19 protein-coding genes and 1 pseudogene are annotated in these 25,372 nt (G+C 72.6%); 10 read left to right on the top strand and 10 right to left on the bottom strand.

The genetic code is table 11. The features are described 5' to 3' along the window. The first annotated feature begins 316 nt into the window (after window positions 1-316). Window positions 317-1,372, top strand: coding sequence for a serine hydrolase (locus tag OIB37_RS33995; RefSeq protein ID WP_330461441.1), 1,056 nt, complete (start codon window positions 317-319; stop codon window positions 1,370-1,372). Between the two features lie 114 nt (window positions 1,373-1,486). Next, entirely contained in the window at window positions 1,487-2,581 is a 1,095-nt protein-coding gene (locus OIB37_RS33990) for an NAD(+)/NADH kinase (RefSeq protein WP_330461440.1), read from the top strand. A gap of 136 nt (window positions 2,582-2,717) precedes the next feature. Here the strand turns inward: OIB37_RS33990 and OIB37_RS33985 are convergent, their stop codons facing one another. Continuing rightward, the gene (locus OIB37_RS33985) at window positions 2,718-4,460 is read right to left on the bottom strand and encodes a sigma-70 family RNA polymerase sigma factor (RefSeq protein WP_330461439.1); all 1,743 of its coding nucleotides are present in this window, start codon (window positions 4,458-4,460) and stop codon (window positions 2,718-2,720) included. Window positions 4,461-4,759: 299 nt separating this feature from the next. Here OIB37_RS33985 and OIB37_RS33980 point away from each other — a divergent pair, with 299 nt between their 5' ends. The 3 genes from OIB37_RS33980 to OIB37_RS33970 all read left to right on the top strand — a co-directional run bounded on the left by OIB37_RS33980 (window position 4,760) and on the right by OIB37_RS33970 (window position 8,257). After that, complete coding sequence (locus tag OIB37_RS33980; protein WP_330461438.1) at window positions 4,760-5,629, top strand: SAM-dependent methyltransferase; 870 nt, start codon at window positions 4,760-4,762, stop codon at window positions 5,627-5,629. 468 nt (window positions 5,630-6,097) lie between these two features. Further along, window positions 6,098-7,330, top strand: a complete 1,233-nt coding sequence (locus tag OIB37_RS33975) for a cytochrome P450 (protein ID WP_330461437.1) — start codon at window positions 6,098-6,100, stop codon at window positions 7,328-7,330. Between the two features lie 435 nt (window positions 7,331-7,765). Beyond that, window positions 7,766-8,257, top strand: a complete 492-nt coding sequence (locus OIB37_RS33970; RefSeq protein WP_330461436.1) for a peptidylprolyl isomerase — start codon at window positions 7,766-7,768, stop codon at window positions 8,255-8,257. 69 nt (window positions 8,258-8,326) lie between these two features. Here the strand turns inward: OIB37_RS33970 and OIB37_RS33965 are convergent. From OIB37_RS33965 to OIB37_RS33945, 5 genes and pseudogenes are all read right to left on the bottom strand, one after another. After that, window positions 8,327-8,893, bottom strand: a pseudogene (locus tag OIB37_RS33965) (alpha/beta fold hydrolase); the annotation flags it as partial. 292 nt (window positions 8,894-9,185) lie between these two features. After that, a complete protein-coding gene (locus tag OIB37_RS33960; RefSeq protein ID WP_330461435.1) occupies window positions 9,186-10,493 on the bottom strand; it encodes an MFS transporter in 1,308 nt (435 codons plus the stop codon). Window positions 10,494-10,664: 171 nt separating this feature from the next. Further along, window positions 10,665-11,351, bottom strand: coding sequence for a ScbR family autoregulator-binding transcription factor (locus tag OIB37_RS33955; RefSeq protein WP_330461434.1), 687 nt, complete (start codon window positions 11,349-11,351; stop codon window positions 10,665-10,667). A gap of 295 nt (window positions 11,352-11,646) precedes the next feature. Continuing rightward, entirely contained in the window at window positions 11,647-12,882 is a 1,236-nt protein-coding gene (locus OIB37_RS33950; RefSeq protein WP_330461433.1) for a cytochrome P450 family protein, read from the bottom strand. A gap of 244 nt (window positions 12,883-13,126) precedes the next feature. Beyond that, window positions 13,127-13,810: a ScbR family autoregulator-binding transcription factor gene (locus OIB37_RS33945; RefSeq protein WP_330461432.1), complete on the bottom strand. Its 684-nt coding sequence runs from the start codon at window positions 13,808-13,810 to the stop codon at window positions 13,127-13,129. Between the two features lie 394 nt (window positions 13,811-14,204). On the opposite strand from OIB37_RS33945, the gene OIB37_RS33940 reads away from it, so the two are divergent. Next, window positions 14,205-16,193 carry an acyl-CoA dehydrogenase family protein gene (locus OIB37_RS33940; RefSeq protein ID WP_330461431.1) on the top strand — a complete coding sequence of 663 codons (1,989 nt, stop codon included), beginning with the start codon at window positions 14,205-14,207 and terminating at the stop codon, window positions 16,191-16,193. Between the two features lie 109 nt (window positions 16,194-16,302). Here OIB37_RS33940 and OIB37_RS33935 read toward each other — a convergent pair whose 3' ends face one another. The 3 genes from OIB37_RS33935 to OIB37_RS33925 form a co-directional block, all read right to left on the bottom strand. Further along, a complete protein-coding gene (locus OIB37_RS33935) occupies window positions 16,303-17,298 on the bottom strand; it encodes a threo-3-hydroxy-L-aspartate ammonia-lyase (RefSeq protein WP_330461430.1) in 996 nt (331 codons plus the stop codon). Between the two features lie 143 nt (window positions 17,299-17,441). Continuing rightward, the gene (locus OIB37_RS33930) at window positions 17,442-18,401 is read right to left on the bottom strand and encodes an ornithine cyclodeaminase family protein (protein WP_330461429.1); all 960 of its coding nucleotides are present in this window, start codon (window positions 18,399-18,401) and stop codon (window positions 17,442-17,444) included. A gap of 99 nt (window positions 18,402-18,500) precedes the next feature. Beyond that, window positions 18,501-19,160: a helix-turn-helix transcriptional regulator gene (locus OIB37_RS33925; protein WP_330461428.1), complete on the bottom strand. Its 660-nt coding sequence runs from the start codon at window positions 19,158-19,160 to the stop codon at window positions 18,501-18,503. Between the two features lie 467 nt (window positions 19,161-19,627). Between OIB37_RS33925 and OIB37_RS33920 the strand changes: the two genes are divergently transcribed. The 4 genes from OIB37_RS33920 (at window position 19,628) to OIB37_RS33905 (ending at window position 24,368) form a co-directional block, all read left to right on the top strand. After that, on the top strand, window positions 19,628-20,434 hold the full coding sequence (locus tag OIB37_RS33920) for a GNAT family N-acetyltransferase (RefSeq protein WP_330461427.1): 807 nt from the start codon (window positions 19,628-19,630) through the stop codon (window positions 20,432-20,434). Between the two features lie 328 nt (window positions 20,435-20,762). Further along, complete coding sequence (locus tag OIB37_RS33915; RefSeq protein ID WP_330461426.1) at window positions 20,763-22,133, top strand: MFS transporter; 1,371 nt, start codon at window positions 20,763-20,765, stop codon at window positions 22,131-22,133. An 88-nt stretch (window positions 22,134-22,221) separates the two neighbouring features. Further along, on the top strand, window positions 22,222-22,926 hold the full coding sequence (locus OIB37_RS33910; RefSeq protein WP_330461425.1) for a response regulator transcription factor: 705 nt from the start codon (window positions 22,222-22,224) through the stop codon (window positions 22,924-22,926). Window positions 22,927-22,958: 32 nt separating this feature from the next. Then, window positions 22,959-24,368: a sensor histidine kinase gene (locus OIB37_RS33905; protein ID WP_330461424.1), complete on the top strand. Its 1,410-nt coding sequence runs from the start codon at window positions 22,959-22,961 to the stop codon at window positions 24,366-24,368. Here the strand turns inward: OIB37_RS33905 and OIB37_RS33900 are convergent. After that, window positions 24,347-25,321 carry a TAXI family TRAP transporter solute-binding subunit gene (locus OIB37_RS33900; protein ID WP_330461423.1) on the bottom strand — a complete coding sequence of 325 codons (975 nt, stop codon included), beginning with the start codon at window positions 25,319-25,321 and terminating at the stop codon, window positions 24,347-24,349. The genes OIB37_RS33905 and OIB37_RS33900 overlap by 22 nt on opposite strands. Between the last annotated feature and the right edge of the window lie 51 nt (window positions 25,322-25,372).

Raw genomic sequence — 25,372 nt, 5'->3', positions numbered from 1 at the left:
GAAGATCACGCGGCCGGGATTGATCATTTCTTGGGGGGCGCGGCGGGTCACACCGTGCGAGGAGCGCTCACGGTCGGTTCACCCGTCCCTCTGTGAACGTTGTCGCCCTGCTCACACTTCGCGCTCACGGGGCGTCCGGGTGGCCGTCGTCACTTCGTCGAGCAGGTGTTTTGTTTACGTTCGCAGTGCTGTGTCCCTGCTCCGTGGAATGCCGAGGCCACTCACCATGCCGAACCTTTCCCACCGCCCGAAGCCGTCGTCGTGCCCGTCACGGGTCAGGTCCCGGTCCCGGGGCGGCCGCGCGGCGGTGTCCGGTGTGGTCGCCGCCTCGGCGACGACGCTGCTCGTGGCCGGCGCCCTCCACGCGACACCGGCGGCCGCGGCCCCGCTGAGGCCTGCGCAGACGGGCCCGCTCACGTCCGCACAGACGGCCCTGCTCACGTCCACGCACACAGCTCCGCTCACGTCCGCACAGACGGCCGCGCACAGCGCCGCGCGCATGGCCGTGGCGCCGGCCGGTTCCGGATCCCACGCCGCCGGCTTCGGGGCGTCGGTGCGGGCCAAGGGCAAGGCGCGGGTGACGGCCGCGGTGCTGGATCTCGACGGCACGGGGAGGAAGCCCGCGCTCTACGGTGACGACGCCCCGTACGACACGGCGAGCATCATCAAGGTCGACATCCTCGCGACGGCGCTGCTCCAGGCGCAGGACTCCGGGCGCCCGCTGACCAGGGCGGAGCGCGCCCAGGCGAAGGCGATGATCGAGCACAGCGACAACAAGGCCGCGAACGCCCTGTGGCGGCACATCGGCCGTGCCCATGGCCTGGAGGCCGCGAACAAACGGCTGGGGCTGACCTCCACCCGGGGCGGTCCCGGCGCCCGGTGGGGCCTGACCCGGACGACGGCGAGCGATCAGATACGACTGCTGCGCGCGCTGTTCGACAGCGGTCCGGCCGACCGGACCGCCGGAGGAGCCGCCGCGAAGGCGGGGCACGAGCCGGCGCTCGACGCCACGTCCCGCGCCTACATCCGCACGCTGATGAGCCAGGTCGCCGCCGAGCAGTCCTGGGGCGTCTCGGCGGCGGTCGGCTCCGGCCACACCCAGAAGCCGACCCAGAAGCCGACCCAGAAGCCCGCTCCGGAGCACACCCCGACGCCGGCCCCGAAACCCGCCGCGAAGCCCGCCCTGAAGAACGGATGGCTGCAGCGGAACACGACCGGGCTGTGGGACGTCAACAGTGTCGGCCGGATCACGAAGGGCGGACACCACTACCTCGTCGCCGTCCTCTCCGACGGCAACAAGTCGATGAAGGACGGCGTCGCCCTGGTCGAACGGGCGGCCCGCACCGCCGTCTCCTCCGCGAACCCGCGCTGACACGCCGCCCCCCTCGGTGGGGCGCGGCGACGACGGACGGCGGCGTGGCGTGCGCGGGCGCGGCGCGCTTCCCGGTGAGGATGGCACTCTGCGCGAGCCGACTGGGAGGCGGGTATGGCGGTGAACCGTGTCGGCCTGGTCGTTCACGGCGGACGGGCGGAGGCCGTGGCGGCCGCGGCGGCCGTCCGCGCGTGGTGTGCCGAGCACGCCGTGGGGTGCGCCGACATCGACGTGTGGCAGGAGGGCGAGCGCCACAGCGCCAGGGAAGAGGTCGACTCCGCGGGCGACCCGGACCTCATTGTCACGCTGGGCGGCGACGGGACCTTCCTGCGCGGCGCCCGGCTGGCGGCCGAGAACGACGCCCTGGTCCTCGGTGTCGACCTCGGACGGGTGGGCTTCCTGACGGAGGTCCCGGCCACGGCGGTGCGCGCCGCCCTGGACGCCGTACGGGAGGACCGGATCACCGTCGAGCACCGGATGCTGCTCACCATGCGGGCGTCGTGCCGGCTCGAGGTGCCGCCGAACATGGAGGCGCTGGTGCGGTACGGCCGCGGGCCCCGCCTGCCCCCTCCGCGTGTGCGCACGGAGTGCGAGACCGGGGACGACTGGGGCGTCGCCCTGAACGTCACCGCGCTGAACGATGTCGTCGTGGAGAAGCTGGCCCGGGACCGGCAGGTGTCGGTCGGCGTCTACCTGGCCGGCCGACTCCTCGCGTCCTACTCCGCCGACGCCGTGCTGGTGGCCACGCCCACGGGTTCGACCGCGTACAGCTTCGCAGCCGGCGGCCCGGTCGTCTCGCCCCGCGCGGAGGGGCTCATCTTCACGCCGGTCGCCCCGCACATGACGTTCAACCGGTCGGTGATGGCGGCCCCCGACGAGCCCATCGCGCTGCGGGTGCTCGAACGGTCGGGGCAGGCCGCCGTCAGCATCGACGGCCAGATGCGCGGTGTGCTCAACCCCGGCGACTGGATCGGCGTGTACCGCGCTCCCCGCCGGCTCAAGGCGGTCCGGCTGGGGCCGATGGACTTCTACGGCCGCCTGCGCGAGCGCATGAACCTCACCGACGCGCCGGCCGCGGTCGCCGACGGCAACGCCGCTCCCCTGTGGCCGGTCTCCACCCGGCCGCCCGGAGACCTCGCGCACCTCGCGCTGCCCCCGCTTCCCGACGACACCCCGCCGCCTCCCCGGGACACCCCGCGCCTTCCGTGACCGGCGCGGCGGGATGCGCGGGACAGGCAGGATGCACGGGACAGGCAGGATGCACGGGACAGGCGGGATGCGCGGGACAGGCCCCACGCGTCCGCCCCGGACGTCGCCGCCCGGGGGGGCCGGCCCCCGCGGCGCGTCACTGCTTGGCGCCGAAGTCCTGGGTCCACCACGGGCCGCCCGACCCCTTGTGCACGCCCACACCGATGTTCTTGAACGCGCAGTTGAGGATGTTGGCGCGGTGGCCGGGGCTGTTCATCCAGGCTTCCATCACCGCCTGCGGGGTCGGCTGGCCCTCGGCGATGTTCTCCCCGTAGGTGGACCAGTGGTAGCCCGCGGCGATGATGCGCTGACCGGGATCGGTGCCGTCCGGGTTGGTGTGCTCGAAGAAGTCACGGGCTGCCATGTCGTCGGAGTGGCCCTGGGCCGCCTTCTCCAGTTGCGGGTCTTCCGTGAGCGCACCACAACCCGCGGTCGCACGCTCCTTGTTCACCAGCTCGACCACCTGTGCCACGGTGTCCGCCGGCGCCGCCTGCAACTGCGGTGCGGGAGAGGCGCTCCGGGTCGGCCGCGCGGTCGGCGGGGACGACGGCGCCGGTTTCTCGGTGGGCTGCGGGGACTTGGGCGCGGTCGCCTTCCTGGACGCCGGCGCGGACGGTGACGAAGACGGCGACGCCGGGGCCGACGCCGGGGGTGTGGTGCCGTCGGTCTCGGCGGCCGAGGGGGCCGGGAGGGGGTCCCCGGCGGCCCGTGCGGCGCTCGCGTCACCGGAGCCGGATCCGGCGCCGGGACCGGGACCGGCGCCGAAGGGGCCGAAGTACCACAGGCCGCCGCCCGCCACGCAGGCCGCCATCACGACGCCGCCGACGGCCCGGCGCCTGACGCGCCTGCGACGGCGGGCCTCGCCGCGGGACGCCGTACGGCCGCGCGAGACACGGTGCCGGGCTCCCGGATCCGGCGCGTCGCGGTCCGCCGAGTCGCCGTCCGCGCCGGTCCGCGCCGCGCTGGACTGTGGAGCGCTGGACTGTGCCGCGGTCGGCTGTGCCCCGGCGGCATCGAGCCCGGCGGCATAGCCGGCCGGGGACATCCCTGCGGCGGCGCGCACGTTCGCCAGCAGCGCCGCCGAGGCCGCGACGAGTGCCAGACCGGCCAGCAGTCCCTCCGCTGGCATCAGCCCGTTCCACAGGCCGCCGCAGCGCACGCACTCGCGGGCGTGCCGGGCTATGCGCTTGCGCCACAGCGCCGAGGGCCGGCCGTCCCACGAGGCCAGCCCGCCGCGCAGCTCCTCGCACGGGGGGTTGGCGTCGAGCGCCCGCACCACCACACGCGCCGCCTCCAGCTGGGCCTTCATCCGCTGCACCCGCACCGCCGTGTGCTGGGGCGACAGTTCCAGGGCCACGGCGACCTCGTCGCGGGTCAGCTCCCCGGCGCACTCCAGCCACCACAGGGACAGCAGGGCCCGGTCGTCGGGCTCCAGCCAGCGCGTCGCGCGGGCGGTCTCCCGACGCTGGCCGGACAGCTGGAGCCGCAGCATGGTCAGGTCGACGAAGTCGGCACCGGGGTCGGCGAGTTCGGCCGCCTCGTCCACGGTGCCGGCCGCGGCCTGCCGGTCGTGCCAGTGGGCCCGTACCTGGTTCATCGCGATCGCCACGAGCCAGGAGCGGAAGCTCCCGGGATCGCGTAGACGCGGGAGCGCGTCCAGGGCCCTGAGGATGGTCTCCTGCACGACGTCGTCGACGTCGACCGAGCCGTTCAGCGCCCGCCCCACGATGTTGTAGACCAGCGGCAGATACGCGCTGATCAGGGCGTCCTGTGCCGCCGGGTCACCCGTCCGGGCAGCACTCACCAGTGCCGCCGGCTCCGCCGCGTGCTCTGACCTCATCAAAAGCTTCCCTGTCCTCGACGCCGAACAAGCTGTCCGATACCTGGGAGACCGCTCGGGCGGTTTCGGATAACAGTTCTTCGCAGACTTGTTCCACAAGAGGTTCACCGCTCAGGCACAGGGACCGCAAGGAAGCACGTCACACAAGGCGGAAGCCCCCGCCCCCGGTTCAGGCTCCGCCGACACCGCCGCCGTCGATTGATTCGCCAACTCCGCTTTCAGTCAAGCGAGTTGGCGTGCGAGACTCTCGCCAGCCGTGCGCGGTCGGCACCGTCACGGCCGACGAGAGGAGACCCGGCGTGACGCAGGACGGCTACCCGGCCGCGACGATCGACACCAGCAGACCGCACCCCGCGCGGATCTACGACTATCTGCTGGGCGGCAAGGACAACTACGAGGTGGACCAGCGGGCCGGCGACGAACTGGCCGCCGCCGCACCCGAGGTACGCGTCGGCCTGCGGGCGAACCGCGCCTTCCTCCACCGCGCCGTCCGTCACGTCGTCGGCCTCGGCGTCCGTCAGATCCTCGACATCGGCACCGGACTGCCCACCTCGCCGAACGTGCACGAGGTCGCCCACGCCGTGGCTCCGGACACCCGGGTCGTCCACGTCGACAACGACCCGTTCGTGGTCGCGCGCGCGAACGCCCTGCTCTGCGCCACCGCTGCCACCGCTGCCACCGCTGCCACCGCTGCCACCGCGTCGCCTGTACCCACCGCGTCCCCGGCGTCCCGGGCATCCACCCGTGTCGTGCTGGCGGACCTGCGCGACCCGCGGGCCGTCGTGGACCATCCGGTCGTGCGCCGCGTCATCGACTTCGACCGGCCGGTCGCCCTGCTCCTCGTGTCCGTGGTCCACTTCCTGACCGAGGCGGACGAACCCGGCCGGATCGTCGCCACGCTGCGCGACGCGCTCCCGGCCGGCAGCTGCCTGGTCCTCTCCCACGCCACGGGCGACTTCGCGGACCGCAGCGCGGCACGTGCCGTCTACGGCAAGGCGACCGCCACCTTGAACCTGCGCTCCCGCTCGGAGGTGGAGCGGCTCTTCGACGGCTTCGAGCTGATCGAACCAGGCCTGGTGCAGGCCCCCTTCTGGCACCCGGACACCCCGCCGCCCGCGCGGTCGCACGAGGTCGGCATCTACGCGGGCGTGGCCCGGAAGGCCGCCTGACGACGCTGGGCCCGCGCGGTCGAGCCACGCCGGACGACGGAACCCGGAACGCGTCGGGCCGCACGCCGCTCCTCGGCGCGCGTCACGCGAGTGGCCGTCGGGACACCCCTGCCTGACGTGCGGGCCCTTCGAGGCTGGTGCAGGCTACGGAGCAGAGCCAGAGAAAGAAAGAGGGAGAGGGAGAGGGCGTGACCGAGGGCGGCCGGCCGCACCGGCCGTCCGGGCAACGCCGAGGACGCGGCGAGCGGCAACGGCATGAGCCCGTGGCAAAGCCGAAGCCGGGTCCGCAGCCGCAGCCGCAGCCGCTGTCGGAACGCCAGAACACCGGAACGCCCGGCTGGAACGCGTGATCGCCCGGAGCGGCGCCCCCCGGCGCGACACCGGACCTCCCCGGCATCTCTGACATCTCTGGCATCTCCGGCGTGGAGCACGGGACGTGCTGACGGGACATCTCAGGAGTGATGCGACATGACCTTGGACACCGACTCCCCGTCCCCGTCGCCCGGCCCGCCGGTGAGATCGTGGTCCGTCGCCGACCTGCCCGCCCTGGACCCCGACCCCTTCCTCGACGGACTGCTCCGCGACGAGCCGATCACCCGCATCACGCTCCCGCACGGCGACGGGTATGCCTGGCTCGTCACCCGTTACGAGGACGTCCGCATGGTCACCTCGGACCCGCGGTTCTCCCGTGAGGAACTGGTCGACCGCCCGGTGACCTCCATGACGCCGCAGGCCGTGGCGTCACAGACGGCGGGACTGCAGTACATCGACCCGCCCCGGCACACCCGCCTGCGCAGGGTGGTGGCCCGGGCGTTCACGGGCAGGAGCATGGCGCGGCTGCGCCCGATGGCGGAGCGCACCGCCCACCGGATGCTCGACGCCATGGAAAAAGCCGGCCCGCCCGGCGACCTCATGGAACACCTGCACACCCCCTTCCCGATCGCGGTGGTGTGCTACTTCCTGGGCGCGGAAGAGGACGACTGGCAGGAGTGGGCGGGCAACTCCGAGGCTCTCCTGTCCAAGGCCGCGGACGGCAAGGGCCGCAACCAGGAGGCCCGCCAGGCGACCTACGGCCGCGTCACCGACCTCCTGCGGCGCCGCCGCGACGAACCCCGCGAGGACCTCGCCGGGGTGCTGGCCCAGGCCGCCGCCACGGGTGAGATCACCGACGACGAGGCCGTCTCGCTCGCGATGGCCATCTACGTCAGCGGCGGTCACGCCGTACGCAACAACAGCGGCTCCATGATGTACGCGCTGCTCACCCATCCGGAGCAGTTCGAGCAACTGCGTCGCGATCCGCAGGTGCTGCCCAGAGCGGTGGAGGAACTCTTCCGCTTCGTTCCGCACCGCAACGGCGTAGGCATCCCCCGTATCGCCACGGAGGACGTGGCGATCGGCGGCCATGTGATCCGCAAGGGCGAGGCGGTCTACAACGCCTATGTCGCCGCCAACCGCGATCCCGAGGTCTTCCCCGACCCCGACGCACTGGACTTCGACCGGAACGGCGCCGGGCATCTGGCCTTCGGTCACGGCCCCCACTTCTGTCTGGCCGCTCTCATGGCCCGGATGGAGGCCGAGGTCGTGATCCGGGCCGTACTCGACCGCTTCCCCGCCCTCCGGCTCGCCGTACCCGCCCGGGAGGTCGAGTTCCAGCGCGACGGGCTCATCCGGGGCCCGAGGACGCTCCCGGTCACCTGGTGACCCGGGCCGCCGCGCGGGTGCGGGCCACGTCGTCCCGCTGAACACCCGTGACGGGACGCGGGGGCGACACCGCCGTCGCGGTGACAAATCCCACTCGGATCGTGGTCTCCGATCGGGTGCTGTCCCTCATTCACGAGCGCTCCGTGGCGCGGGACTCACGCGGGCCGTCCCAAGCGTTCGCGAATGCGTCGCGAGGCGGTGCGAACCCGGCTGCCGCGGTCACCGGCCCTCAACGGGCCCGCCAGGCCTTCGCAGTGACGGCACGGCGGTTGAGCGGCGGCGGGGAGGGCGGCCGCGTACGGCGAGGCCGACGGAGTCCGGATGCTTGCGACTGGGAATGACCACTCCCCTGCCCTGGACCGGACTCACCTGCCACAGCGCGTCGTGGCCGGGCACTGATGAACGTGGGGCCCGCTCGGCGGTAGGTTGATCTCCATGAGCGAGAACGTCTACTTCGACATCAGCATCGACGACAAGCCGGCCGGCCGGGTCGTCTTCCGTCTGTTCGACGACGTGGTCCCGAAGACCGCGACGAACTTCCGTGAGCTGGCCACCGGCAAGCACGGCTACGGCTACGCCGGCTCGTCCTTCCACCGGGTCATCCCGAACTTCATGCTGCAGGGCGGCGACTTCACCCGGGGCGACGGCACCGGTGGCCGCAGCATCTACGGCGAGAAGTTCGCCGACGAGAACTTCACCCTCAAGCACGACCGCCCGTACCTGCTCAGCATGGCGAACGCGGGCAAGAACACCAACGGATCGCAGTTCTTCGTGACCACGGTCGTCACGGACTGGCTCGACGGCAAGCACGTCGTCTTCGGCGAGGTCGTCGAGGGCAAGGAGCTCGTCGACCAGATCGAGAAGCTCGGCAGCGGCAACGGTGCCACGAAGGGCAAGATCACGATCACCGAGAGCGGCACCGTCTGACCGTCGCAGGCCGTACGGCCGTGCCCCCACGCCTCCACGGGTGGGGGCACGACAGTGCCCGTGCCGTCATCAGCCCAGGTTCTTCTCCAGGGCGCCGATGTAACCGTGCATGAAGTGGTCCCGTACGCCGTCGGAGGCCGGCGCGAACGGGTCGGCCACCATGCCCGCGGCCCGGTCGGCCACGCCGCCCAGCAGCGGCATGGACTCGTGCAGCCTGCCGCGGGAGTCGATGTAACGCAGGGCGTGGACGTGGGTGAACACCGGCTCGGGAGGGAGCTGGCAGACGATGTCGTTGTTGTTGACGAACCGGAACATGCGGTCGGCGAAGCCCTTTTCGTAGGCCTTGGCGAGAACGCGGTCGCACGTGCGCGGTTGCCCGAACGTGTAGACGCCGTCCGCCGCCAGACGCGGCTCCTCCAGATACAGCCGCGCACCGGCGAGCATCGCCAGCGCCCCGCCGAGGCTGTGCCCGGTGACGTACACACGCTGACCGTTCGTCCGCAGCTCGGCCAGGGTGTCGCGGACCTCCGGGAAGGCGGAGTCCAGCACCTCGGCGAAGCCGTGGTGGACGTGGCCCGTGCCGCCGGGACCCGGTCGGGGCGGAGTGCTCGCGTCCGAGAGCCAGTCCTTGATCTGGACGCTCCAGGGAGCTCTTTTGGCCGACGAGTTCTTCGTACGATAGGCTCACTTCTGAGCGAGGCACCCAAGTGGGCCCGGCTCACTGTGCGTTGGTGGTCCAAGGAAAGACGCCCCGCTTCCTGCGGGGAAATGCAGGTGCAAGGCCTGCCCGGCGCTCGAACAGAACCCCGTCCCTGATCGCAGGGGCGGGGTTCTTCGCGTCGCCGCTCAGGAGCGGACCGGCTTCCGGGCGGACGGTTCAGGTACGGGACAGGCTCAGGTACGGGACAGGTTCAGGTACGGGACAGGCTCAGGTGGGGACCGGCTCGGCGGCGGGGGTGTTCGCGGGGGCCGGCGCCGTCCAGGGCAGCAGGAAGCCGCTCGCCAGGCTGAGCACGCCGGCGGCGACGAGGGTGGTACGGATCCCGGCGTGCGCGGCGACCAGACCGCCCGCCACCATGAACACGGGCTGCACCGTCTTGGACGAGACCGACCAGGCCGTCACCACCCGGGCCATCAGGTGGTCTTCGGTAGCCGCCATCCGGAAGGCCGCGAAGGACGGGTTGAAGACTCCGGCGGCGAAGAGGAGCCCCGTGTCGACGGCCACGATCGCCGCGAGTCCCAGCGGGCCGGCCGGGACCCACGCCAGCAGCAGGGTCCACGGGGTGCGGAGCACCGCGGATCCGAGCAGCACCCGGCGGGCACCGAACCTGCGGGTGAGCGGGACCGTGCAGCGCGAGCCCAGGATGCCGCCCAGGCAGGGCAGGCCCAGCGCGAGACCGTACTGCCAGGCCGTGAAGTGCAGGTCACGCAGCATCAGTACGGCCACGAGCGGAACGGTCGCCATCACCGAGCCGCCGAAGAGCATCGCGTTCCAGAACAGCGGCCGCAGACCACGGTGGCCGAGGATGGCCCGCCAGCCCGCGATCAGGCTTCCGGGGCCGGAGACGGGGCCGCCGCGGGACGGTGGCGGCGGTTCCGGTGTGCGCAGGCCGCGGATGCCCAGGGCCGAGAGGAGGAAGGAGACCGCGTCCACGGCCACCGTGGCCGTCGTACCGAGGAGGCCGACGAGGAGGCCGCCGGCGGGCGGGCCCGCGCTCTGGCTGATCCAGTCGGTGGTCTCGAAGCGCGCGGTCGCGCGCAGCCGGTCCGCGGGCTCGACCAGGCCCTTGAGGTGGGCGGTGCTCGCGGCCGTGAAGGCGATCGTGGCCGCCGCGTGCAGGATGCCGACCACGCAGAGCTGGGCGAAGGAGAGCAGGCCGAGAGCCGCCGCGACCGGGACGGACGTCATGGCCGCGGCGCGCGCCAGATCGGCGGTGATCATCACGGGGCGTTTGCGGCGGTGTTCGATGTGACCGCCGAGCGGCAGCGTGATCGCGGCACCGGCGAGCGCGGACGACGCGGCCAGCAGCGAGACCTGGAAGGGCGTCGCGTGCAGGAGGGTCACGGCCACCAGCGGAAGGGCGCCCGCGCCGACGGCGGTTCCGGCACCGCTCACCGCGTACGCGCGCCAGAGGCGGGTGAGGTCGCCGGTCGAATCGCTGGTGCGGCCACGGGTGAAGTCGGCGACGGCGTACGGCGGTCGGGGTTTTCGGCGGCCACCGGCTGAAGGGATCATGGCGGGTGATCTTAGAAGGGGAACGGGACGGGGTCCGCCGCGGGCCGCTGGTGAGCGATCGGATTCGGCAACCGCGGGACCGGGAGGCGTGGTTGCCCGGCCCGCGAGAGGCGCGCGGGGGGATTCCCGGGTCCAGGAAGGGGCGGCCCGCCTGCCTCCCGTGTCCTTCAGTCAGGTCGCGGGGTCGGTCCCCGCCGCGGCCACCAGGTCGGCCGAGCCGTCCCTTCGTGCCGGTGAGGCCGTCCGGGCGGCCTCCAGCACCTGGGTGAGGCTCCGCGCGGGTGGCGCCGCCAGGCTGGGCAGCAGGAACGTCCAGAACTGGACCATGCGTTCCTCGGACAGCCAGTCCCGGTCCCGGCTGCCCAGGGCCTCGAAGCCGACCGTGGCCGCGACGACCGCCACGGCCGCGCCCTCCGGGCAGACCCCGTCGGCGAGTTCGCCCGCTTCCCGTGCCTGACCGACCACGTCGAGCACCCAGGCGTGCCACCATTCGAGCAGTCCGGCCCGGTTCCGCCGCGCGGGGTCGGCGCCGAGCCGGAAGCCCGCCCAGGTCACGGGGTCGGCGGTGAGGGCGGCGGCCAGATGGTGGGTCGCGGCGACGAGTGCTGCCAGCGCGCTGCCGCTCGTACGACGGCAGCGCCCGGCCAGTTCCTGCACGGCCCGGGTCGCCGCGTCCTCGACCTCGTCGGCCAGGGCGTCCTTGCTGGGGAAGTGGAAGTGCAGGGCGCCCGCGCTGACCCCGGCCCGCTTGCTGATCGCCGGCAGGGAGGCACGGGCGTATCCGTTGTGGGCGAAGACCTCGGCCGCGGCACGGAGGAGGGCCTGCCGTGTGCGGACCGCCCGCACCTGCTTGACCATGACGCTCTCCTTCTGGGCCCGGCCCGGGAGCGAACCCGGGGCCGGCGCCGCACCCCTCGTCGCCCGTCCGACCGCGTGTTCAGTATGTTTTGCCGGATCTGCTGGGGCAAGACCCGACGGGACACCCGGGGACCCGCGCGCGAACCGGCCGGAGAACCGGCGAATTCCCGACTTACCTCCCCTCGGGCGTCACCCGGAAAACCGCTTGTCCGGTTTCCTGCCCGGGTGTGCGCCCCGCCGGAACTCCGTTTGCCCACAGCGGGTTCGGGAGTCCCGGCGGCAGAGGTGCGGTTGGTCAGGAGACCGCGGGCCGCAGGACCACGGGCAGCGACCGGTATCCGTTCAGCATGAAGGTCGGCAGAGGCCGCAACTCGGCTGGCTCGCAGGCGAGTCGGACGTCGGGGAAGTGGTCGAAGAGTTCGGCGAGCGCGGAGGCGGCCTCGATCTCGCCGAGCGGGGCGCCGAGACAGCGGTGCGGTCCGTGACCGAAGCCGAGGACGTCACGGCCGGTGCGCAGCACGTCGAAACGGTCCGCGTCCGGGCCGTGCCGGTCGGTCTCGTGGCCGCCCGCGGCGAAGTTGACGAGGATGCACTCGCCCTTGCGGATGGTCACGCCGTCGAGGTCGATGTCCTCGACGGCGAACCTCAGCGGCGAGTACGCGCCGGGCGTGTGCACCCGCATGGCCTCGGCGACCACGTCGGCCCAGGTCGCCCGCCCCGCACGCACGTGCTCCAGTTGCTCGGGGTGGGTCAGCAGGGCGCCGGCCGCGTTCGTGATCAGGGTGGCGGTGGTGTCCTGGCCCGCGGCGATGAACATGAAGAGGGTGCCGAGCAGTTCGTCCTCGGTGAGGCGGTCGTCGTCGTCCCGCGCGGCGATCAGTGAGCTGGTGAGGTCCTCGCCCGGCTGCTGCCGCTTGGTCTTCACCAGTGTGGCGAGCCGCCCGAAGGCCTCCAGGCGGGCGGCCTCCATCTCCTGGGCGGAGACCGTGGAGCTGAACACCGTGCTCAGCGCCGCGGACAGCGCGTCCGTCTCGGCGCCCCGGGGCACGCCGAACAGTTCGCAGACGACGCGCAGCGGCAGCACCTCCGCGTAGGAGGTGCGCAGGTCGACGGTGGTGCCGGGGGCGAGTGCGGCCAGAGTGTCGAGCAGTTCGGCGCAGAGCCCCTCGACCCGGGGGCGCAGCGTCTCGGAGCGCCGCGCCGTGAAGGCCGCGGCGACCAGCCGGCGCAGCCTGGTGTGGTGCTCGCCGTAGGCGAAAAGCATGTTCTCGTTGGCGACCCACGGGTAGAGCGGCCACTCCTCGGTGATCCTGCCCTCGATGAACGCCGGCCAGTGCAGGCGTGCGCTGCGCGAGACGCGCCGATCGGCCAGCAGCCGCTCCACGTACGTCTGCTGGACGACGGCCCAGGCGATCACACCGCCGGGCAGTTCGACGCGTACCGCGGGGCCCTGGGCGCGCAGCAGGGCTGCCTCCCCCGTGTGGTCGCGGCCCGTGAGGTCCAGGGCGTAGGGGTGGGCGGTCGTTTCCATCGGCGTGCTCCCTGGGTCGGTCCTGCATCACGTTGTTGCGTTGCGACGTGCCCAAGGGGAGCGAAGTCACTCCCCCGCGGCGGATTCCCGGCCGGCCGCCGGAATCCGTGCCCCGGCACGCCCCCGCCACCGTCGGCCCGCGCCCTGCCGCCGTTTCGGCCGGGCGCCCTGCTGTCGTTTCAGCCGGCGTCCCGCCGTCGCTTCAGCCGGCGTCCCGCCGCGATCAGCCCACGGGCCACTCCCGTCAGCCGGCGGCCGGGATCTCCTCCGCTTCGCGGCGCAGGGCGACGGCCTCCTCGTAGACCCGCTTGCCCCGCTCCGCCGACATGTCCAGCCGGACGAGTACCGCGGGGACCGCGATGCTGGTCATGAGGTGCTGGTAGAGGTCGGCCACGCGTTCCATCAGGTCGGTGTGATCGCTCATGATCTTGGAAAGCACCTGGGCGCCGGTGAACACGGCGACGAACGCCTTGGCCGTGGCCTCGACGTCGACGTGGGGCAGCAGTTCACCGCTCGTCTTCGCCCGAGCGAGCAGCTTGGCGTTGTGATCGATCCAGGAGGCCATCGGCACCTGCCGGTCGAGGCCGTCGTGCGGTGATCCCTGGTCCACGGTGAGGCGGACGCTGCCGCGCACCATGGGGTCGCCCGCGCCGAGCAGATGGGCGAGGAGGAATCCGGCGTCCAGCCCTTCCTGGAGCACCAGTTCGCGCGGCGGGGAGTCCGGCACGGAGTTGAGCTGGTCCGTCAGCACCGCCTGGGCGAGCTGTTCCTTGGACGCGAAGTGGAAGTAGAGGGCGCCCTTGGTGACGTTCGCCCGCTGGAGGATCTCCGATATGGTCGCGGCTTCGTAGCCGACGTCGGCGAACACGTCGGCGGCGGCCACCAGGATGCTGCGCCTTGTCCTGATCGCTCGTTCCTGCAGGGCCACGGCACACCCTCCGCACTGGCTTCACGGCCGGTCGGCGACGAAAAGAGACCGGCGGGTACGCATCCTGCCACCCGGGAACTCGGCCTTTCAAGCGTGCGCGAACCCCCCTCCGCCCCCACCGTGCCGAGCGTCCGGGCCTTTCGCCGGCCCCGACAACAAAACGTGCCGCCCGGTATCCGGGCGCCTCGTGGGCCGGTCCGGGTGGCTGCGGCACACGCATCAACCGCACAACAGGCATTCAATTACGGTCACTTGACGAGCACAAAGTGAGCACCTTGCGCAATTGAACAGTCACCGATTGGCAGAGATTTTGCTTGATAAGCAAACCGGAAGGTCCGTATCTTCTGACACTGCGTATCCCCACCTTCCGGATCTGCGACCACCGGAGCAGGCCATGACTCTTCTGACATCTCAGGCAGACCTCACCTCCGCACCCGGGACCGAGAAGCGCGGCACCGGTCAAGGGGGCATCCGCGGCGCCTCTCCGGCCGGCGGTCCGCGTGCGGTCACGGAGGGGGGTCCCGCCGACGGGAGTTCTGCCGGTGCGGCGGTCACGGACGAAAGCTCCGACGAGACCGTCGCCGATCTGACCCGGCTCCTCTTCGCCGACGGCGACCGGGACCACGTCCACGGACGCTGGCGTGACCTCATCGCGCAGGACACCTTCCGTCACCGTCCGGGACTCGGCGCGGCCGAGCGCGCCGCCCTCTCCTACACCTGGCTGCACCTGGTGAACGACACGGCCGGGGACCCGCGCCGGCTCGCGGACGAACCGGCGCCACTGGCGGGGCTGCACGAGTGGGCGGCGATCGTGGACGGCGGCGGCGGCCTGTGCACGGTGGCGAGCATCCACTACAACCTCTTCCTCGGCAGCCTGCTCGACCACGAGGATGCGCGGAGCCGCGATCTGTCCGACTTCACGGACCTGAGGCGTATCGGTACCTTCCTCTGCACCGAACTGGACCACGGCAACGATGCCTCGGCACTGGAGACCACCGTCGAACTCGACCCGGCCACCGGCGGGTTCGTACTGAACACGCCGCACCCCGGCGCGCGGAAGTTCATGCCCAACACCAGCCTGACCGGCGGTCCCAAGAGTGCCCTGGTCGCCGCCCGGCTCCTCGTCGACGGCCGGGACGAGGGCGTCTTCCTCTTCCTCACCCCGTTGAGCGACGAGAACGGGCTGCTGCCGGGAGTACAGGTGCGCCGGCTGCCGATGCGGACGGGCGCTCCGGTGGACCACTGCCTGACCGCGTTCGACCGCGTGCTCCTGCCCCGTGACGCCCTGCTGGAGTCCGCACACGGCCGCCTGGACCCCGAGGGACGGCTGCACAGCAGCCTCGGCAACCGGCGCAAGCGGTTCCTGCGGTCCATCGGCCGGGTCACCATGGGCAAGCTGTGCATGAGCGCCGCCGCGGTCGGGGCGACCCGTGCCGCGCTGGCCATCGCCGTACGCTACGGCGGCCACCGGCGGGTCAGCGGCCCGCGCGCGGGTGATCGCATTCCCGTCAACGCCCACCGCTCTCATCACGGACCGCTGCTCAAGGGCCTCGCCACGGCCTACGCCATGACCTTCCTGCACCGCTCGGCGCTCGCCCGCTGGGCCGCGGACCGCGCCGACGGCGACGCCGGGCGGCAGGCGGAGGCCGAGCGCCTGGTGGCCGTGGCCAAGAGCTGGATCACCTGGCAGGCGCGGGCCGTCACCGTCGAGTGCCGCGAACGGTGCGGCGCCCAGGGCCTGTTCGCCGTCAACGGCCTGTCCGAGTTCCCGCACTACATCGAGGGCACGGTCACCGCCGAGGGCGACAACACGGTGATCCGGGTGAAGGCCGCGGCCGAGCTGCTCTTCGCCCAGCAGCCGCCCCTGGGGGCCCTGGACTCCCCCGGTGACGTGGCTCAGTTGACGGACCCCCGCCATCTGCGGGAGCTGCTGGCACGGGCCGAGGCCGTCTGGCAGGACCGCGCCCGCGCCCAGCTGCGCCAGGGGCCGTCCGGCGATCCGGTGGCCCGGTGGAACGGCGCCTCCTCCGCCGCGCTGGAGATGGTGTCCGTCCACGCGGGTCTCAGGGCGGCGGACGCCTTCCTCGACGCGGCCGGTCGGGCCGCCGACCCCCGGGCGGGGGAACTGCTGACCAGGCTCTGCCTGTTGTTCCTGCTCCAGGAGATCGGGCCGTACACCGGGGACCTGCTGGCCCACGGCCATCTGTCCGCCGAGCAGGTCTGCGGCATGCCCCAGCTCCTCGACGACGTCCTGCGCGACCTCGCCCCGCACATGACGGCCCTGACGGACGCGTTCGACCTTCCGGCCGCGTACCTGGAGGGGATACCGCTGGCCAACTCCGGCTCTGTCGCGCTCGCGGATCACGCCCTGCCGGCCGAGTAGGACCGGCAGGGGGCCGCACGCGGCTTCGTCGTCCGGGGTCCAGGACGTGAGGCGGCCGTGACGTCCACGCGACGGCCGCCCCGGCCGCCCTCAGTCCCCTCGGACTCCTTCAGTCCCCTCGGACGCTCTCGCCCTCCTCGGCGCGGACGAGGTCGGCGAACCGCTCGATGTCCACGTTGCCGCCCGAGGCGATGACGCCGATGCGTCGCGGAGGGTTCTCGACGCGGCCTGCCAGCAGCGCCGCCAGGCCGCTCGCACCGCTGGGCTCAAGGACGATCTTCAGGCGCTCGAAGGCGAACCGCATGGCGCGGACGATCTCCTCGTCACTGACGAGGGAGACCGCGTCGACCAGACGCCGGTTGATGGCGAAGGGGATCTCGCCGGGGGTGGTCAGGGCCTGGCCGTCGGCGATGGTGCGGGGCACGGGGATGGACACGCGTTCCCCGCTCTCCAGGGAGCGCTTGGTGTCGTCACCCGCTTCGGGCTCCACCCCGACGACCCGGATCCGGGGATACAGCGCCTTGGCCGCGGTGGCGCTCCCCGCGATGAGGCCACCGCCTCCGACGGGCACGACGAGGGCGTCCAGTTCACCGGTGTCCTCGAGCAGTTCGAGCGCGGCGGTGGCCTGGCCCGCGATGACGTGCGGGTGGTCGTACGGCGGGATCAGCGCCAGACCGCGGTCCGCCGCCAGCGCCTCGCCGAGCGCGGTGCGGTCCTGGGTGTAGCGGTCGTAGGTGACGATCTCGGCGCCGTAGCCGGCCGTCGCCGCCAGCTTGGAGCGGGGCGCGTCCTCGGGCATCAGGATGACGGCGGTCGTGCCCAGTTCGCGGGCGGCCAGGGCGGTGGCCTGGGCGTGGTTGCCGGAGGAGTAGGCGGCGACGCCCTTGGCCCGCTGTCCGGCCGTCAGCTGGGCGACGGCGTTGTAGGCCCCCCGGAACTTGAAGGCGCCGACCCGCTGGAAGTTCTCGCACTTGATGAACACCTCGGCTCCCACGAGGGAGTTCAAGGTGCGCGAGGTGAGGACCGGGGTGCGATGGGCTATGCCCTGGAGGCGTACGGCGGCCTCGCGGACGTCGTCGAACGTTACGGGCAGATCGGCGGGCATGGCGTGTCCTTACGATGACGAGGGCTCAGGCGTGACGGATGCGGGCACGGGCGACACGGAGGGCAGGGGCTGCACGGCAACGGGCGGAGGGCGGAAGAGGGAATACGGCAGGCGGCAGGCGGCAGGCGGCAGGCGGCAGGCGGTCACAGGGTCACGCCCATCCTCCGCAGCAGGGCGAGGCCGAGGTACAGGTCCTGGAGGCCGATACCGGAGCTGTCGAAGACGGTGATGTCGTCGTGGCCGGCACGCCCCTCGGCGCGCCCGGTCAGGACCTCGCCGAGCGGGGTGAGCGGGGTGCCCTCGGGCGCGTTCCGGCACTCCCCCATGCCGCGGGCCTGCTCGGGCAGATCGCAGAACACGCGGGCACGGGGGAAGAGCGCGGGATCAAGTTCCCGCTTGCCGGGCGCGTCGGCGCCCATGCAGGAGATGTGGGTGCCGGGCCGTACCCGGTCGGCGGGGAACAGGGGCGGTGAGTCGGTGGTCGCGTTGGTGACGGTGACGATCACGTCGGCCCGGGCGCAGGCTTCGTCGGCGTCGACGGCCGTCGCGTCACGTCCCCCTGCCGCGAGGGTGGCCGCCATCCGCTCGGCGCGGCTCCTGTCGCGGCCCACGACGAGGACGTGGCGGATGGGCCGCACGCGGCTCACGGCCCGTACGTCGTACGCGGCCTGGTGTCCGGTGCCGAAGACCGCGAGGGTCCCGGCGTCGGGGCGGGCGAGCAGGTCGACCGCGAGGGCGTCGGCCGCGGCGGTCCGGTACGCGTTGGCGGTGCCGACCTCCAGGACGGCGGCGATCCTGCCGATCGTCTGGTCGAAGAGCAGCAGGGTGGAGTGGTGGCACGGGAGCCCGTGCCGGGGGTTGTCAGGCCAGTGGCTGCCGATCTTCACACCGGCGTGGGTCGCGGACGCTGCCGGCTTGAGGGAGAACCGGTTACGGGGATCGGAGCCGTGCACGGAGACGCTGGGGAAGACCGTGCCGTCCACGGTCGCGGCGAAGGCCGCGCGGGCGGCCTCCAGCGCCAGTTCCTCGTCGACGAGCTCGGCGGTCCGCTCCTCGGCGACGTGCAGCAGACCGCCGGGGGTGAGGTCGGTCGTGGGAAGCAAGGGTGCGCACCTCTCGCGTGCCTGCCGGGTGAGCCGTCCCGCGACACCGCGTGCGGAGCGGGGATCAAGCTCGGTTCCGGGGCAGGCCATACGCGCCTATCACTTGGTGTAGTTGTAGACGGTCGCGCGGGACACACCGAGCAGGTCCGCGATGGCCTGCGCGGCGTCGCGCGAGTCGAAGTAACCGTCCCGGTGCAGCTGTCGTACGAGTGCCTTCTTGGCATCGCGTCCCAACGACCGCGGCGTGGCCCCGCGTTCGGCGGCACGGGTCTCCACGGCCTGACGCAGTTCCCGGGCGTTGCGGTCCCGCAGTGCCTCCAGGGGCTGTGCTCGGTCCTCGGTGTCGGTGGCGACGAGCTGGGACAGCGCGAGCGTGACCGGGGACAGCACGGAGACGTCGAGGTTCAGGCACAGGGCGGCTATGTACTCACCCGCGCCGTTCTTGATCCCTATCGAGGTGCTCTTCGCCGGGCGGCCGTCGGGAAAGCGGTTGGCGTAGTTCTGGATGACGCTGGGGTACTCCGGGTCGGCGATACGGGCCAGCCCCAACTCGGTGGCGGAATCACCCACCTGGCGTCCCGACAGGTTGTTCTCTATGGCCCGGATCGCGTGCCGTGGATCACGCAGGTCGTGCAGCACCACCTCACACAGCCCCGGAAACATCCGCCCCAGCGCGACGGCGATCTTCTCCGCCTCCCGGACGAGGTGCTCGTCCGCCGCGGCCGCACCGGGTGTGCCGGTGGTGAAGTGTGCGTCCATGGCCGCCTCTTCCGATCTACGGGGTGCTCGCGCCCACGCTAGACCGATAAGCCAATCCTGGACAACAGAGCCAGGTCGGTCGGTCCGGCGCGCCGCCCGGACGCAGGGTGCGCCTCTCCGACCTTCGCCGCACCGGAGTTCGACCCTTTAATGCGTTGATCTTCCGAGTCAGGCTGTGGCAGGCTGCTGCCATGTTCGGAGAGCCCCTTCCCTGCTCTCCCTCGATGTGATGAAGGACTGAGCCCATTGATCGCGGCGCCCCGCAGTGGTCGCCGTCGGCACTGAGCCGTTCGCCTCGCGGCAGCGGTAAGCGGTGCCTTCGCATCTCCTCACGGCGACCCCATGAAGCGGTGTCCAGCACACCGCGCGGCCTCGCGCTCGGCGCAGGCCATGCCGTTGTCCCAGGGCACGCTCCGGCGTGTCCCGCAGCCTGCGAGGCTGCACTTCATCATGAGGTCTTCATCACCATGCGTACCGATGTCCAGAGTTTCACCCTTGCCCACCTCCTGCGTCGTCCGGCGCCGGTCGAGGTCGGCGGTTTCGTGGCGGGGTTCGATCCCTCGACGACCAGCCCGTACGTCAACTACGCCACCCCGCGCCCCGGTGCCGAGCCCACGGACGCGGATGTCGCCGCGCTGATCGGGGCGTTCCGGGAGCGGGGGCTGAAGCCCCGCCTGGAGTTCGCCCCGGACGCCGCGCCCGCGGTGGAGGCGGTGCTCCGCAGGGCGGGCTTCGGTACGGAGGCGGAGCACGAGTACATGGTCTGCACACCCGTGTCCCTGACGATGCCGGCGTCCCCCGAGATGCACGCTGCCCTGGCGATGCCGGACGCGCCCGGCGGGCCGGCGGGTGGCGGCTTCCGTGTGGAAACCCCGTTCGGCGACGACGAGTTCAGGGCTGTCGACGCCGCCCTGTCGGAGGCGTTCGACGGTGAGTTCCCGCCCTCCGCGGAGGGCGCCGCGCGACTGCGGCGCACTCAGGAGAACGGCGGGGCCGTGCGGTTCGTCCGCGCCGAGGACGGGGGCTGCGCCGGGGCGGCGATGTGCTCGGCGCCGGCCGCCGGCACCGCGGAGCTGGCGGGCGTGGGAACCCGTCCGGCGTACCGTGGTCGCGGCATCGCCGCGGCGGTGACCGCGTCGCTGGCGGAGACCCTGTTCACGCGCGGGGCGGAGTCGGTCTGGCTGGAGTACTCGGGTGAGGGGTCCCGGCGCGTGTACGAGCGCGTCGGCTTCCGCTCCCGCGGTGCCCGCCTGTATCTGGCGCTCGAAAGCTGATCGCGGGGCTTCGGTGGGGGCTGGACGGGGCTACGGCCCCCACCGGGCAGCGGGTACCTCCCGGGGATCTCCGCATGGCGGCCGTTCGGCGGCGGAAGGCGGCGGACCCCGGACCGTCGCCCGCGCGACCGCAGGCCCGGCCGGCGCGTTGCCGCAGGGCGCGCGGTGGCACGAGAGGTTCGCTTTCTTAGCGGCATGTTAGATCTGCGCGGCGGACCTTGTCCGGGTGCGACGGGCACCGCATGCTCGGGCGCGTTCACGTTCCCGGGGAAACCGCTCCCCCGCCCCGACTCCCACCGGGTTCTCCCCGTTCCTTCCTGGAGCCGCCATGTCATCCCCTGCCGCCGCGCCCGGACACCCGTCCGCGGACTCCCCCGGCGCCCGCCGTCTCGCCCTCATCGGCGGATCGCTGGGCAATCTGGTCGAGTGGTACGACTGGTTCGTCTACGCCAGCTTCGCGATCTACTTCGCCGACTCGTTCTTCCCCGGGGACAACCCGACCACCAAGCTGCTGAACACCGCCGGCATCTTCGCCGTCGGCTTCCTGATGCGCCCGGTCGGCGGGTGGATCCTGGGGCGCGCGGCGGACCGGCGCGGGCGCAAGAGCGCGCTGACGCTGACCGTCACCCTGATGTCGGTGGCGGCGCTGCTCATCGCCGTCGCGCCCACCTATGGCCAGGCCGGTTACTTCGGCGCGCTGGTGCTGCTCCTGGCGCGGCTGCTGCAGGGGCTGAGCATCGGCGGCGAGTACGCCGCGAGCGCGACCTACCTGACGGAGGCGTCCGCCCGTGACCGGCGCGGTCTCGGCTCCTCGTACCAGTACGTGTCGATGACGTGCGGCCAGCTTCTCGGGCTGGCCATCCTGATCACCATGCAGCACACGCTGAGCACCGAGCAGTTGCAGAGCTGGGGCTGGCGGATCCCGTTCGTGATCGGGGCGTTGTTCGCCCTGGTGGTGTTCTGGCTGCGGCGCCGGCTGACGGAGACGGACGCGTTCACCGAGGAGTCCGGCGCGGAAGGCGCTGCGGACACCGCGCGCGGCTCGCTCGCGGCGCTGTGGCAGCACCGGCGCGAGGCCGGTCTGGTCATGGCGCTCACCCTGGGCGGCACGGTGGCCTACTACACGTACACGACGTATCTCACCAAGTACCTGATCGGCAGCGCCGGGATGGCGAAGTCCACGGCCACGCTGGTGAGTTTCACGGCGCTCACCGTCTTCGCGCTGCTTCAGCCGCTCGCCGGCATGCTCTCCGACCGGATCGGGCGCCGGCCGCTGCTGATCACCTTCGCGGTCGGCTGCACGGTGGGCACCTACCCCATCATGACCGCGCTCGGTTCGGCGTCCTCGTACTGGTCGGCGCTGGGTCTGTCGCTGCTCGCGCTGGTGATCGTCACCGGCTACACCTCGATCAACGCGGCCGTGAAGGCGGAGCTGTTCCCCACCCGGGTGCGCGCACTCGGCGTGGCGCTGCCCTACGCGATCGCCAACGCGCTGTTCGGCGGTACGGCCGAGTACGTGGCCCTGTGGTTCAAGGACAGCGGTCACGAGAAGGTGTTCTTCTGGTACGTGTCGGGGTGTGCGCTCGTCTCGCTGGTCACCTACGTGCTGATGCCGGACACCCGCAACGCCGCGCTCAGCCGCGCCGAGGCGGAGGAGGACACCGCGCGCGACCGCAGTCCCGCGAAGGCGGCCGGCTGACCCGGTGGTGGCCCGGGCCGGGCCAGCTACGTAAGCTGCGGCATCCACGCAGGCTGCGGCCCAGGTCACCACGGTACGAGGACTTCCCATGCACGCGCTGCTCGTCGAGGACGACGACCGAATGGCCCAGGCCCTGACGACGGCCCTCGCCCAGCGGGGGCACACCGTCCGCAGGGCCGCACGGGCCCTGGACGCCCTGCGGCTCGTCCACGAGGCCGAGTTCGTGCTCCTCGACCTCGGGCTGCCAGACCTGGACGGGCTCGAACTGCTGCGACGGCTGCGCACCGTGTGCGAGGCGCCGCTGATCGTGGTGACGGCCCGCTGCGAGGAGCGGGACATCGTGCAGGGGCTGCGGGCGGGCGCCGACGACTACGTGGTCAAGCCGTTCCGGATGAACGAGCTGATGGCCCGCATCGACACCGTGCGCCGCCGCACCGCCGCACCGCACCGCTCCCGCGCGGACGGCGGCGGGCGGCCCGTGCGCACCGGCGATGTGGAGATCGACGTCGCGGGCCGCACGGTAACGGTCGGCGGGGTGGAAGTCCGGCTCACCCGGCGTGAGTTCGACGTCCTGGCCTTCCTCGCGGCCCGGCCCGAAGAGGTGCACGCCCGCGAGGAGATCCTGGACCGGATCTGGGGCGATGTCTTCCTCGCCGCCTCCCGCTCCCTCGACGTCCATGTGGCGGGCATCCGTGCCAAGACGTGCCGCGCCGAACTGGTGCGCACCGTGCGCGGCTTCGGCTACCAGCTGGGGGCGCCAGCTCCCGACGGCGAAAGGTGGGGTGACCTCTGAGGCGACGGCTGCTGGTCGTGCTGACGGTGCTCATGGGAGCCGCCACACTGCTGCTGTCCGTCCCGCTGGCCGACTCGTACGCGAGCGGGCGGACGGAGCATCTGCTGCTCCAGCGGCGGGCCGACGCGGTGCGGTTCGCCGATCTCGCCGACCGGGGCCGGACCGCGGCCGACCGGGCCGAGCTGTCGACCGAGATCCGCCGGTACGCCGAGCTGTACGGGGCGTCGGTGACCGTGGTGGACACGGCGGGGCGTACGGTCGCGCGGGCCGGGTCCGGGGTTCCGGTCGCGGCGGCGAGAGACGTCCTGTGGCGGTCGCTGACGGGGCGGTCCACCGAGCGGCTGCCGACGGTGCACCCTTGGGGTCCGCGCCGGGTGGTGCTCGCCGAACCGGTCGGCCGGGACGAGCGGGTGAGCGGGGCGGTACTGATGACCGTGCCGACCGCCGCGGCCCGCCGGGACGTGACCGTACGCTGGGCGGTGATCACCTGCGGGGCGCTCTCCGCCTTCGCGGCCGCCGCGCTGGTCGCGGCGGGGATCACGCGCTGGCTGATGCGTCCGGTCCGTGATCTCGACCGGGCCGTCGCCGGGTTGGCCTCGGGCAGTCTGGAGGCGCGGGCGGTGTCCGACACCGGGCCACCGGAACTGCGCAGTCTGCGGCGGCACTTCAACGGAATGGCCGAGGCGGTCGCCGACTCCATCGGCCGTCAGCGCGCGTTCGTGGCCGACGCCTCGCACCAGTTGCGCAATCCGCTGGCCACCTTGGTGCTCCAGCTGGAGAACGTCGAGCCGCATCTCGCGCCCGGTCCCGGCAGGAAGGAGCACGCGCGTGCTCTGGACGAGGCGGAGCGCCTGGCTGAACTCCTCGACGGACTGCTGGCGTTGGCGCGGGTGGAGTCCGGTACGGCGGAGCGTGCGGAGCAGGACGTGTCGGGGGCGGTGCGCGGGCGGGTCGCGGCATGGGAGCCGGTCTTCGAGGCGTCGGGGCTGGAACTGGCCGCCGTCGACGTACCGGTGGAGGTGTGGGCCTGGGGTGTGCCCGACGCGGTGGGGCGCGTGCTCGACGCGGCGCTGGACAACGCCGTCAAGTTCGTGCCGGGCGGCGGGCGGGTCACCGTGGCGGTCACGGTCGCCGCCGCGCACGGGGACGAGGAGAGGGAAGGGGAAGACGAAGCGGAAAGCGGCGGTGTGGTCGTGGTGCGCGTCAGCGACGACGGACCAGGGGTTCCTGAGGCTCAACTTCCGCTGCTGACAAGGCGTTTCACGCGCGCGCCCGAACACCAGAACGCGCCGGGCAGCGGTCTGGGGCTGGCCATCGCCGACGAGATCGCCCGCCTCAGCGGCGGCCGGCTCACGGCGTCCGGCAACGTTCCCCACGGCCTGGTGGTGGAACTGCGGTTGCCGGCCGGCTCCGTGGGCGCTCAGCCGTACACCGACCGGTAGTAGGCGACGGCACCGGGGTGCAGGGGTACGTCCCCGGTGGCGACGGCGAACCGGGGTTCGAGCCGGGCGCCCGCCGTCACTTCGTCCAGCAGAACCCGCCACCGGTCGAACACCACCCACAGCACCTCGCGCGCCGCCTGCGACGGGACTCCGGAGCGGGCCAGCAGGTAGTTGGCGACGCCGATGGTGCCGACCGGCTCGGTGAGCCCGTAGACGCCGGCCGGGAGGGTGACCGCCGTGTAGACCGGGCCGTACCTGTCCCGCAGGGTCTTCGCCTCGGCCTCCAACGGCAGGAACCGCAAGGGGAAGCGGCGGGCGAGCTCCGACAGGGCGGGTGTGGGCACACCGCCCGCCCAGATCAACGCGTCGACCGTGCCGTCGCGCAGGGCGTCCACCGAGGCGGCGAGGCCGAGCCGGCGCTGTCGTACCGCCCTGTCTCCGGTGAGACCGGCGATCCGCAGCAGCCGTCCGGCCAGCACCTGGCCGCCGGAGCCCGCCGCTCCCGTGGCGACGGACCGTCCCGCGAGGTCCCGCAGCGAGCGCACCGGTCCGCGCGCCGGAACCACCAGATGGGTGTAGTTGACGTAGACGCGGGCGAGGGCGGTCACCCGGGCGGCGGGGCCCGGGAACGGCGGGCGCCCGCGTACGGCGTCCTCGGCGGCGTCCGCCATGGCGAGCGCCAGGTCCGCCGAACCGGCGCCGAGCCGGAGCAGGTTGTCCACGCTCGCCGAGGTGCTGACGGGTGTGACGCGCAGCCGGGGAACGGTGCGCGCGGCCTGCGCGGCCAACGCCTTGCCGAAGGCGTTGTACGGGCCGCCGGGCGCTCCCGTCGCGAACCTGAGCCGCCGTGCCGGGCCGGTGTCCTCGGAGCATCCGGCCAGGACGCTGGCCGGGCCGGCGCCCAGCAGCGCGGCTCGCAGCACGCCACGGCGGCTTGGGGTTCGACCGGTCACGGCGGCAGCGTAACCGCCCCGGAGGGAGCACCGGAGTCGCGGAGGGGACGC

Source organism: Streptomyces sp. NBC_00820, assembly GCF_036347055.1.
In the GTDB taxonomy this organism is placed as follows: domain Bacteria; phylum Actinomycetota; class Actinomycetes; order Streptomycetales; family Streptomycetaceae; genus Streptomyces.
Note: the sequence above shows the minus strand (reverse complement) of the source record. Positions and strands in the feature narration are given on the sequence as shown.

Bases quoted from the DNA above. Each gene is read 5' to 3' on its own strand.
- OIB37_RS33990 (WP_330461440.1), top strand. From the start codon at position 1,487: ATGGCGGTGAACCGTGTCGGCCTGGTCGTTCACGGCGGACGGGCGGAG.
- OIB37_RS33985 (WP_330461439.1), bottom strand. From the start codon at position 4,460: ATGAGGTCAGAGCACGCGGCGGAGCCGGCGGCACTGGTGAGTGCTGCC.
- OIB37_RS33975 (WP_330461437.1), top strand. From the start codon at position 6,098: ATGACCTTGGACACCGACTCCCCGTCCCCGTCGCCCGGCCCGCCGGTG.
- OIB37_RS33970 (WP_330461436.1), top strand. From the start codon at position 7,766: ATGAGCGAGAACGTCTACTTCGACATCAGCATCGACGACAAGCCGGCC.
- OIB37_RS33960 (WP_330461435.1), bottom strand. From the start codon at position 10,493: ATGATCCCTTCAGCCGGTGGCCGCCGAAAACCCCGACCGCCGTACGCC.
- OIB37_RS33955 (WP_330461434.1), bottom strand. From the start codon at position 11,351: ATGGTCAAGCAGGTGCGGGCGGTCCGCACACGGCAGGCCCTCCTCCGT.
- OIB37_RS33950 (WP_330461433.1), bottom strand. From the start codon at position 12,882: ATGGAAACGACCGCCCACCCCTACGCCCTGGACCTCACGGGCCGCGAC.
- OIB37_RS33940 (WP_330461431.1), top strand. From the start codon at position 14,205: ATGACTCTTCTGACATCTCAGGCAGACCTCACCTCCGCACCCGGGACC.
- OIB37_RS33935 (WP_330461430.1), bottom strand. From the start codon at position 17,298: ATGCCCGCCGATCTGCCCGTAACGTTCGACGACGTCCGCGAGGCCGCC.
- OIB37_RS33925 (WP_330461428.1), bottom strand. From the start codon at position 19,160: ATGGACGCACACTTCACCACCGGCACACCCGGTGCGGCCGCGGCGGAC.
- OIB37_RS33920 (WP_330461427.1), top strand. From the start codon at position 19,628: ATGCGTACCGATGTCCAGAGTTTCACCCTTGCCCACCTCCTGCGTCGT.
- OIB37_RS33915 (WP_330461426.1), top strand. From the start codon at position 20,763: ATGTCATCCCCTGCCGCCGCGCCCGGACACCCGTCCGCGGACTCCCCC.
- OIB37_RS33910 (WP_330461425.1), top strand. From the start codon at position 22,222: ATGCACGCGCTGCTCGTCGAGGACGACGACCGAATGGCCCAGGCCCTG.
- OIB37_RS33905 (WP_330461424.1), top strand. From the start codon at position 22,959: ATGGGAGCCGCCACACTGCTGCTGTCCGTCCCGCTGGCCGACTCGTAC.